At 71.6% G+C, this 9,992-nt stretch carries 10 protein-coding genes; 3 read left to right on the top strand and 7 right to left on the bottom strand.

The genetic code is table 11. The annotated features are described in order from the left end of the window. Positions 1–308 precede the first annotated feature (308 nt). Positions 309–1,445, top strand: a complete 1,137-nt coding sequence (locus VFW24_10200) for a uroporphyrinogen-III synthase (GenBank protein ID HEX5267133.1) — start codon at positions 309–311, stop codon at positions 1,443–1,445. Positions 1,446–1,461: 16 nt separating this feature from the next. Here the strand turns inward: VFW24_10200 and VFW24_10195 are convergent, their stop codons facing one another. The 5 genes from VFW24_10195 to VFW24_10175 are packed head-to-tail and all read right to left on the bottom strand — an operon-like array spanning position 1,462 to position 6,090. After that, positions 1,462–2,541: a phosphotransferase family protein gene (locus VFW24_10195; GenBank protein ID HEX5267132.1), complete on the bottom strand. Its 1,080-nt coding sequence runs from the start codon at positions 2,539–2,541 to the stop codon at positions 1,462–1,464. A gap of 39 nt (positions 2,542–2,580) precedes the next feature. Next, positions 2,581–3,252: a TetR family transcriptional regulator gene (locus tag VFW24_10190; protein ID HEX5267131.1), complete on the bottom strand. Its 672-nt coding sequence runs from the start codon at positions 3,250–3,252 to the stop codon at positions 2,581–2,583. A 7-nt stretch (positions 3,253–3,259) separates the two neighbouring features. Further along, positions 3,260–3,664: a Zn-ribbon domain-containing OB-fold protein gene (locus VFW24_10185; GenBank protein ID HEX5267130.1), complete on the bottom strand. Its 405-nt coding sequence runs from the start codon at positions 3,662–3,664 to the stop codon at positions 3,260–3,262. 20 nt (positions 3,665–3,684) lie between these two features. Beyond that, a complete protein-coding gene (locus tag VFW24_10180; protein ID HEX5267129.1) occupies positions 3,685–4,515 on the bottom strand; it encodes a crotonase/enoyl-CoA hydratase family protein in 831 nt (276 codons plus the stop codon). 39 nt (positions 4,516–4,554) lie between these two features. Beyond that, positions 4,555–6,090, bottom strand: coding sequence for an AMP-binding protein (locus tag VFW24_10175; protein ID HEX5267128.1), 1,536 nt, complete (start codon positions 6,088–6,090; stop codon positions 4,555–4,557). Between the two features lie 125 nt (positions 6,091–6,215). Here VFW24_10175 and VFW24_10170 point away from each other — a divergent pair, with 125 nt between their 5' ends. After that, on the top strand, positions 6,216–6,335 hold the full coding sequence (locus tag VFW24_10170; GenBank protein ID HEX5267127.1) for a hypothetical protein: 120 nt from the start codon (positions 6,216–6,218) through the stop codon (positions 6,333–6,335). 49 nt (positions 6,336–6,384) lie between these two features. Further along, positions 6,385–6,525, top strand: coding sequence for a hypothetical protein (locus VFW24_10165; protein HEX5267126.1), 141 nt, complete (start codon positions 6,385–6,387; stop codon positions 6,523–6,525). Here the strand turns inward: VFW24_10165 and VFW24_10160 are convergent. Together VFW24_10160 and VFW24_10155 are read right to left on the bottom strand one after the other, a co-directional pair. Next, positions 6,522–8,048, bottom strand: coding sequence for an ATP-binding cassette domain-containing protein (locus tag VFW24_10160; GenBank protein ID HEX5267125.1), 1,527 nt, complete (start codon positions 8,046–8,048; stop codon positions 6,522–6,524). The two genes, VFW24_10165 and VFW24_10160, sit on opposite strands and share 4 nt — an antisense overlap. After that, a complete protein-coding gene (locus VFW24_10155) occupies positions 8,041–9,957 on the bottom strand; it encodes an ABC transporter permease (GenBank protein HEX5267124.1) in 1,917 nt (638 codons plus the stop codon). Before VFW24_10155 ends, VFW24_10160 begins: the two co-directional genes overlap by 8 nt. Positions 9,958–9,992: the final 35 nt, after the last annotated feature.

The following is a 9,992-nucleotide window of genomic DNA, read 5'->3' as shown; positions in this document are numbered from 1 at the left end:
ACCTGTCCAGTCCGCCGTGCCCGACGATCAGCTCGTCCAGCTTGTGGCCGACCATGCCGTTGCCGGCCACGACGAGGGTGGAACGGGAGCGGGCTCCGGTCGACGGGGGCATGCCTGCAGCCAACCGCACCCCGGTTTCGGGTCTGTGGCCCGACGATGAACGATTGCGACCACAACGGGCACACCGATCCACGCGTCCGTGAGGGACCGTTAACAGAGCCGTCATCTTCATGCCGGGCCACCCGAGTTTCCGGTGCCGAAATGGCCAGGAAACCTCCGCGCAACACAGCCCGGGCACTGTTCTGACGGTGCCGCTGGGGCAGCTGGAGGGCTTCACGGTCGGTGTGACGGCCGATCGCCGATGGGAGCAGCAGTCGGAGCTGCTGGCCCGGCGAGGCGCGCGGGTGCTCCACGCCCCGACGATCCAGACCGAGTACCTGGCCGCCGAGGACGCCCTCCGCAAGGCCACTTTTCGCGTCCTGGGCCGTCGACCGGACGTCTTCGTGGCCACGACGGGGATAGGCGTGCGGGCCTGGTTCGACGCCGCCCAGTCCTGGGGCCTCGACGCGGAGCTCCAGGACGCCCTGGCCCGGGCCCGGCTGGTGGCCCGGGGCCCCAAGGCCGGCGCCGCCATGGAGACCAACGGCCTGGCGGGAGCCACCCGGGTGCCGGGCGAGAGCATGCGGGAGGTCCTGGACCTCCTACTCGGCTGGGACCCGGACGGAGCGGTCATCGCCATCCAGGAGTACGGGCACAACTCCGATCCGGAGCTGACCGCGACGCTGGAAGCGGCCGGCGCCGAGGTGATCGCGGTGCCGGTGTACCGCTGGCGCCTGCCGGCCGATCCGGAGCCGACCTACCGCCTTCTCGACTCCATCAACCTGGGGGAGGTCGACGCCGTCACCTTCACCAGCGCCCCGGCGGTACGGAACTACTTCGCCCTGGCCGAGGAGGCCGGACGGGGAGACGAGGCGCGTGACGCCTTCAACCGGAGGGCGGTGGTGGCGGCGTGCGTCGGGCCGGTGTGCGCCCATGCGGCCCGGACATCGGGGATCGAGGAGCCGGTGGCGCCCGAGATCGGGCGGCTGGGACTGCTGGTACGCACCGTGTCCGACGAGCTCGGCAGGCGCCGGACGGTCCTGGAGGGCGGGGCGGGCGGGGCGCCGGTGACCGTCCAGGGCGCCGCCGTCGAGCGGAGTGGGCAGGTCGTCGTTCTCTCGGGGCGCGAACGCGCCGTCATGGGTCGCCTCGTCGAGGCCAGGGGGGCCACGGTGGCCAAGACCGCGGTGTTCCGCTCCGTGTGGCGGGGCACCGCCGGCCGGGACGCCCATGTGGTCGACGTGACCGTGGCCCGGCTGCGCCGGCGGTTGGCCCCGCTCGGGGTTTCGGTCGTGGCCGTGTCCCGCCGCGGCTACCGCCTGGAGACGGAGGCCAGGCCCGGCTGACGCGCCTCCCGGCCGCTCAGCCGACCGGCCCGGGCGGCTCCATGTCGAGCAGGCTCGCCAGCAGCTGGGTGACCGGGTTGTTGGTCTCCATGTCATCGGCCACGGGTAGCTCCCACTGCTTGAACATCTGGGCCAGGCGCATCATCACCACCGCGAACCTGAGGCCGGCGAAGATCTCGTAGAACTCGAGGTTGCGGGCCCGCAGCCCCGTTCCCTCCTCCCAGCGGGCCACCGTCTCGTCACGCGTGCCCAGCCCCTCGAGGCGGGTGAGGCCGTTGCCCTCGGCGGAGAACCGGTCGAGGAACAGCCACCACCCGAGGTCCATCTCCGGGCCGCCGAGCGAGACCATCTCCCAGTCGAGCACCGCCCGGCACGTGCAGCCGTCGAAGATCATGTTGGCGATGCGGGAGTCTCCCCACGACAGAGCAGTGGGCCGCTCGTCGGGCAGGTGCCCCGACAACCACTCCCATGCCGCCTCCGCCACCGGCTGGGGCCGGCCCTGGGCCGCCCACTCCAACGCCTCCTCGTAGTAGCGCAGCTGCTGGTCGAAGCCGGTCGGGCCGCGGTGGGGCTTGGCCAGGAAGTCGAAGCCCCCGCCCATCCCGGCCCGGTGGACCTCGACGAAGGCGTCCATGGCCGACTCCCACAGGCGCCGCCGGTCAGCGGGCGCCATGTCCTTCACGAACCCCTCGGCGTTGTAGGGAGGCGCATCCCCGGGCACCTGGCCCGGGACCCGCTGCATCAGGAAGAAGGGCGCCCCGAGCACGGCCGGATCGGTCTCGAACTCGCGCACCGGCGGGACGCGGACCCCCTGGCGCCCCAGCTCCTCCAGGACCCGGTACTGCAGCTCGAAGTCGTCCTCCATGAACACGCGGTACCCGGTCGGCTTGACCCGGAGGACGAGCGACTCCCGCTGCTCCCGGCCGCCCTCCCGCCACGTCAGGTCGAAGAGCAGGGTCTCGTTGGAGAACCCGGTGGCCCCGGGGCCGACCAGCTCCGACACCGCCAGCCCCTCCGCCCCCGACCGCCGTGAGGCCAGCCAGTCCTGGATCGACTTGCGGGCCACCTCCAGGTCTCGTTGCTCGGGGATGGGCATCGGTGGTCCTCCTGTCGGGTGTCGGTCGGCGCGCCGGGCTCAGGAGCCGGTCGCGCTGCGGGGCTGCGGTGCAGAGAGGGCGGGATGGGCCGCCAGAAGGAGCCGGGCGGCCCGTTCGAGGTCGTCGCCGATGGTCGATACGTCGCTGCGGCCGTGGGCCCAGATCATCATGGCGGAGTACCAAACATGACGCAGGACGCCGACGATCTCCTCGATCTCGCCGGGGCCGAGGGCGTCCAGGATCGGAGCGGCGATGGCGGAGATCTGGCCCCGGACGTGGGAGGCGGCCAATCCGACCATCGGATCGTCCGAGCCCAGGGCCCGGATCAGGGCGGCGGCCAGGTTCGGCTGCTGCTCCAGGGCGCGCGAGCCCCGGCGGAGCACGTCCACCAGCTGCTCGACGGGCGAGTCCCCCCGGGCCGGCCGGCGGGCCAGCCGGGACTGCAGCTGCGCCGTCCACTCCGACAGCGCCGCCGCCAGCAGGTGGTCCTTGGACCCGAAGTAGCGGTAGATCGTCCCGAGGGAGACCCGCGAGCGGTCGGCCACCTCGCGCATGTGCACGGCGTCGTAGCCGCCGTCGGCGCCGAGCTGCAGCGCCACCTCGATCACCCTCTGCCGCCGGGCCAGCTGCTTGGGGGACAGCGGGGAGCCGTCGACCGCCGTCGGCGCGGGGAGATGAACGTGGTCCCGGCGCACGGCGGTGTCGGTCACGGGGTGGTCACGCCGACAGGGGACGGAACATCGGCACCGCCACTCCGTCCTCCACGGGGAGGAACCACGCCTCGACCGGCATGCCGATGTGGACGTCCTCGGGGGCGCAGTCGGTCACGTTGGACATGAGGCGCGGGCCCTCGGCCAGCTCGACCATGGCCACGACGTACGGGAGCATCTCCCGGAACGGCTCGGCCCAGTTCTGACGGATGACGGTGAAGGTGTGCACGGTCCCCCGGCCCGACGCCGCGCGCCACACGGGTGTGCCGGCGCACCCGGTGCACAGGGCGCGGGGGTAGAGCTGGCGCTGCCCGCACTGAGGGCATTCCTGGAACAGCAGCTCGCCGCGGCCCGCCGCCTCCCAGTAGGAGCGCGAGACGTTGTCGGGCAGCGGTACGGGGCGGTCGGCCATCGTCGACCCGGTGCAGGCGCTCAGCGGCCCTGGTAGACCGGCTTGCGCTTCTCCATGAAGGCCAGCGGGCCCTCCTTGGCGTCCTCGCTCATGAACACCTCCATGCCGATCCGGCTCTCGATGGCCATGGCCTCGTCCTCGGTCACGCCCTCCGTCTCGCGCAGGGAGCGCAGGACGGCCTGTACCGCCACCGGACCGTTGGCGCAGATGGAGTCGGCGATCTCGAGGGCCTTCTCCAGGGCCTGGCCGTCGGGCACCACGTAGCCGATCAGCCCGATCTCCTTGGCCTCCGGGGCGCGCAGGTGACGGCCGGTCAGCAGGATGTCGGCCGCCACGGTGTAGGGGATCTGGCGCCGCAGCCGCACCGTCGAGCCGCCGAGCGGGAAGAGCGACCAGCGGACCTCCGACACGCCGAAGCGGGCGCTCTCCCCCGCCACCCGGATGTCGGTGGCCTGGAGGATCTCCGTGCCCCCGGCCACCGCCGCCCCCTCCACCGCGGCGATCAGGGGCTTGGTGAGCCGGAAGCCCTTGAGCAGGGGTTTGATCACCCCGCTGGCGATCCCCCCACCGTCACCGCCGCCGGCGCCCCCGCCCCCCTGCTGCTCGGCGCGGAACGAGTCGCCCGGGTGCGACTGGGTCATGGCCTTGAGGTCGGCGCCGGCGCAGAAGGCCCCGCCCGCCCCGGTGAGGATGGCCACCCGAATCTCGGGGTCGGAGTTGATGCGGTCCCACGCCTCCCCCATCAACTGGAGCATCTCCCCGGAGAGGGCGTTGCGCGCCTCGGGGCGGTTCATGGTGAGGACGTAGGTGTGGCCCCCGACCATCTCGGTCAGCAGGTGTGACTCGCTCATCTTGCTCTCTCCGTGTCTGGCCCGGGGCGAGGTTTCGCTTCAGGTCCGGCTGGCGAACATCGGCAGCAGCTCCCGGCGCAGCAGCTTGCCCGTCGAGGTGCGCGGTAGGGCCTCGACGATGAGGACGAGCTCGGGCCGCTTGTAGCCGGGCAGGCGCTCCGAGCAGAAGTCGAGGAGGCCGTCGGTCGTGAGCTCGGCGCCGGCGCGCGGCACCACGGCCACCGCCACCCGCTCCCCCCATTCCTCGTCGGGCACGCCGACGACGCCGGCCTCGGCCACGTCGGGATGCTCGTAGACCGCCGCCTCGACGTCCTCCGGGGAGATGTTCTCCCCGCCGCGGATGATCAGATCCCCCTGCCGTCCTCCGAGGAAGAGGTAACCCTCCTCGTCCAGGTAGCCGAGGTCTCCCGTATGGAGCCAGCCGTCCGACTCGACGGTCTTGGCGGTGGCGCCGGCGTTGCTGCCCCAGTAGCCGCTCATGGTGCGGAACGTGCGGATCTGCACCTCTCCGACCACGCCGGGGACCGCCGGGTTGCCCTCCTCGTCGATCACGCGCAGCTCGACGTCCCCGACCGCCTTGCCGACCGACGCCAGCCGGCGCTGCTTGCGCTCGATCTCCTCCGCCGAACCGTCCATGCGGTGGTCGTCGGGGTCGAGCACGGTCACCGTCGAGGTGGTCTCGGTCTGGCCGTAGGCGCCGGTGAAGCCGACCGAGCGGGGGAAGACGTCGATGGCGCGCCGGATCACGCTCGGTGGCATCGGTGCCGCCCCGTAGGTCACCAGCTCCAGGCTGCTGATGTCCCGCTTGGTCACGTCGGGAAGCGAGACGATGCGCGCCAGCATGGTCGGGACCAGGAAGGCGTGGGTGACCCGGTGACGCTCGACCTCCTCGAGCCACCCGGCGGCGTCGAACTGCGGCATCAGCACGACCGGCCGGCCCCCGTAGAGCGAGGACAGGACCGACGACACCGCCGCGATGTGGTGCAGCGGTGCCGAGAGGAGCGACCGGCCCCGCTCGGTCCCGTCGGCGCACTCGGTGCGGTTGATCACGTAGCCGGTCAGCGAGCCGTGGCTCAGCATCACCCCCTTGGGGAGGGACGTGGTGCCGCTCGTGTACAGGATGATCCCGACGTCGTCGTCGTCGACGTCGGCCACGATCTCCATGTTCCCGGCGGCCGCCTTGCGCTCCGGGAAGTCCCGGTCGAGGTACACGACCGGCAGGTCCTCGGGGGCGGACTCCCGCACCAGATCCTCGTAGCGGGACTCGGTGAACAGGGCCTTGGTCCCCGAGTCGGCGAGGAGGTGGGCCAGCTCCGGTCCCCGGGCCCGGTAGTTCATCGGCACCCCCACGGCGCCGAGGATGGACACTCCGAACAGGGCCTCGACGTACTCGGGGCTGTTGGTGGCGAACAGACCGACCCGGTCCCCGGGGCCCACGCCGAGCCCGGCCAGGAGGGAGGCGGCCCGGCCGGCGGCGTCGCGCAGCTCCCCGAACGTCTCCACCGAGGGCCCCAGCAGCGCCGGGGCGTCCGGCACGATGGACGCCGGGATGTCGAGCAGCATGGCCAGGTTCACGAGCGCCCTCCGTCGCCTTGGTCCGCCCCGTTCACGGCCTGTTAAAATTAGAACAGATTCTGTTTCCCCGGCCAGACGACCCAGTCGGGCGGAAGGGCCAGGGGGGGAAGGGACCGAGTACCGCCGTGGCCAACGAGACCGGAAAGCGCTACGCCTGCCAGACGTGCGGGGCCGAGGTGATCGTCACCAAGGGAGGGGACGGGGAGGTCAACTGCTGCTCGGCCCCCATGGCCCGCAAGCAGTAGCCGCGCCACCCCTCGGCCCGCACCTTCGAGCGTTCAGGGAGAGCCCAACTTGCTTCAGGTCGGAAAGCGTTACCAGTGCCAGTCCTGCGGGACCGAGCTGCTGATCACCAAGCCCAGCGACGGTGAGCTGGCGTGCTGCCAGAAGCCGATGGAGCTCCTCCAGCCCAAGCAGACCGCCTCCGCCGACTAGGCAGGGGCGCCCATGTAGGCCTGGACGACCTGCTCGCCCACCTCGGCGGGGGAGCCGGTGTGCTCGATGCGCCCGTTGACCATGATGGCGGCCCGGTCGGCCACCGTGAGCGCCGTCTCGGCAAACTGCTCCACCACCAGCACCGCCAGGTGCTCGCGGGCCACCAGGTCGGCCACCGCGTCGTAGAGCCGCCCGACCACGATCGGCGCCAGCCCCATCGACAGCTCGTCGAGTAGCAGGATCTGGGGGTCGGTGCAGAGGGCGCGGGCTATGGCAAGCATCTGCTGCTCCCCGCCCGAGAGGGTGCCGGCCAGCTGCTTGCGGCGCTCGCCCAGGACCGGGAAGCGGGTGAAGGCCTTCTGCTCGAGGTCCCGGGACTTCAGCGACCGGGCCCGGTAGGTGTACATCAACAGGTTCTCGGCCACGGTCAGGTTCGGGAAGATGGCGCGGCCCTCGGGGATGGTGCACAGCCCGCGCCGGGCCAGGCGCACCGCGGAGGCCCGGGTGACGTCCCGGCCGTCGAGCAGCACCGAGCCGTGGGACGGCGCCATCCGGCCGCTGGCGACCTTGAGGAGGGTGGACTTGCCCGCCCCGTTCGGCCCCAGCAGGGCGAACACCGCGCCGTGCTCCACGGTCAGGTTCACCCCGTGGACGACCTCGATCCGTCCGTAGCCGGCGCGCACGTCGTGGAGCTCCAGGGCGGGGGCGGCGCCGTTGGCGGCGGTCGAGGCGGGGGCGGCTCCGTTGGGGACGGCCGCCGTCCGGGGCGCCCGCTTGGACCCCGCTTCCTTGGTCTTGTCCTCGCTGACCCCCAGATAGGCGGCCTGGACGAGGGGGTCGGACTGGACGGTGGCGGCGGGCCCGCAGGCGATCACCTTGCCGAAGTCGAGCACCGTCACCTCCTCGCACGTGCTCATGACCAGGTGCATGTCGTGCTCGACGAGCAGGATGGCCATGCCGTCCCCGGCCAGTGACGTCAGCACCCGGCCCAGCTCCTCGGTCTCGTGGCCGTCGAGCCCGGAGCTGGGCTCGTCGAGGAGCAGCACGCTCGGGCTGGTGGCCAGGGCCCGGGCCATCTCCACCAGGCGGGCCAGGCCGGTCGGCAGGAGGTCGGTCGGCTCGTTGGCCACGTGGGCCACCCCCACCCGCTCGAGGAGGGCGTCGGCCACCGATGCCGGGTGGGTGCCGGCCGCGAGCTTGGAGCGCTGGGTCTCGGCCGCCATCAGCACGTTCTCCCGGGCCGTGAGCGTGCCGAAGACCTCGAGGCGCTGGAAGGTCCGGGCGATCCCGAGGCGGGACCGGCGGTGGGGCTTGAGGGACGTGATGTCCCGGTCGTCGAGCAGGACGCGGCCGCTTGCGGGCGGCTGGAGCCCGGTCACCACGTTGAACAACGTGGTCTTGCCCGCCCCGTTGGGCCCGATCAGCCCGGTGACCCGTCCGGGCCGCACGTCCATGTCGACGCCGGACAGGGCGCGCACGCCACCGAAGTTCACCTGGATGCCGCGTACGGAGATCTCAGCCAACGGAGGAGGACACTTTCGTCTCGATGGCGGGCGCCAGGGCATCTGCGGTGTGGAGCGCCGGCGCCCGTCCCTGCCGGCGTTCCCACGCATCCCGAATGTCGGCAAACACCTTGCCCATGGCGTTGGGGTTGCGTCCGATGGCGACGATGCCCACGCCGAAGGCGATGTAGGAGAAGTTGGCCAGGGCGGGGATGTGGCTGCCGATCACCGAAGCCAGCTGGATGCCGACTCCGGCCCCGACGGCGGTCGACAACAAGTTGGTTCCCTGCAGGGTCAGGGCCACGAACAGGATCAGCGAGTTGAAGAAGGTGACCTGCGACGGCCCGATCACGCCTCCGACCCCCGCCATCAGCGCGCCGGCCAGGCCCGCCATGGCGGCGGACAGCGAGAAGATCGCCAGCTTGGTCATCGTGAGGTCGAGCCCGACAGTGGTGCACGCCGCCGGGGAGTCGTTCATCGCCACCAGGCGCCGCCCGAACGCACCCCGGCGCAGGGCCCCGACGCCGAACAGGCAGGCGGCGAAGATGACCGCCACGAAGATCACGTACGACCGGGTCGTGGCGAAGTGGAGGCCGAAGATGTGGGCCCGTCCGACGGTGATCAGGCCGGACGACCCGACGATCGACGGGTCGGGCCAGAACATGTTGTCCATGAGCACGGCAAAGGCCAACGTCGCCAGCGCCAGGTAGAGGCCCCGCAGGCGGATAGCCGGGAGCGAGAGGACGGCCCCGCATGCGCCACAGAACCCGACGGCGGCCAGCAACCCCAGCACCGAGTCCCCGTTGCCCACCCAGTGCATGGCGAGGGCGCCGAGCCCGGCAAAGGTGAACTGGCACAACGACACCTGCCCCCCGTAACCGGCCAGCGGGATCAGGGAGAGCACGAGGATGCCCGTGGCCATGGCCGAGCCCAGGTTGTCGAGGTTGGCGCCGGTCACGAGGAACGCGGCGACGGTCACGACCGCCACGAGTCCGACCGACCCGACGGCGGTGGAGCGCCGGCTGGCGGCACGCGGCGGGCGGGGGCGCACGACCCGGCCGATGGCCAGCCGGGCCTGGGGCATCGTCAGCAGCACCAGGATCAGGAGCGCCATGGGCAGGGCCTCGACCACGTAGGTCCGCAGTCCCGTCGGCACGTAGCCGATGGCCATGGAGTTGCCGACCCCCAGGATCATGGCCCCGAGGAAGGTGAGCGGCAGGCTGCGCAGCCGGCCCACGACGGCGGCGGCGAACCCGTAGATGACCAGCTCGGTGAGAATCACCTGCTGCATGGTCTGCGAGGCGCTGAGGATGCCGGCCAGGGCGGCGAACATCGCTCCGATCATCCACGCGTACCCGGAGATCCGGCTCGACGGGGCCCCGGCCAGCTGGGCCAGCTCGGGGTCGTCCACCACGGCGCGCATGGCGACGCCCGTCCGCGTCCTCGTGAACATGAGGCGGAGCCCTACCGCAACGGCCAGGGCCACCCCGACGGTGATGAGCTGCTCGTAGCTGACGCTGACCGATCCGATGGTCACCTGGTGGCCGGTGAAGAACTCGGGAAGCGTGTAGGTGTTGCTCTGCTTCCACACCGAGCTGGCCAGGCCGAAGATCAGCAACAGGAGGCCCAGGGTGACGACCAAGGCGATGTTCGTCGTGGCCCCGTACAACGGTCGCATGATGGCCCGTTCCACGAACAACCCGAGTAGGGGGGCGGCCACGGCCAGGACCAGTACCAGCGCCAGGAGCACCGGCCAGTGCCAGCCCTGCCAGAACTGCCAGAACAGGTAGGCCATCAGCATGCCCACGGCTCCGTGGGCGAAGTTGAAGATCCCCGTGGTGTTGTAGGTCACGACCAGCCCGCTCGCGCTCACCGCGTAGATCGAGCCGAGGACGATGCCCGCCACCAGGAGGCTGAAGAACTCGCTCACTTTCCTGCAGCCCCTCCGTTCGATTCCCAGCCGGC

It is taken from the genome of Acidimicrobiales bacterium, assembly GCA_036273495.1.
GTDB lineage: Bacteria > Actinomycetota > Acidimicrobiia > Acidimicrobiales > JAJPHE01 > DASSEU01.
The sequence above is the reverse complement of the archived record's forward strand: the minus strand, read 5'-3'. Positions and strand labels throughout refer to the sequence as shown.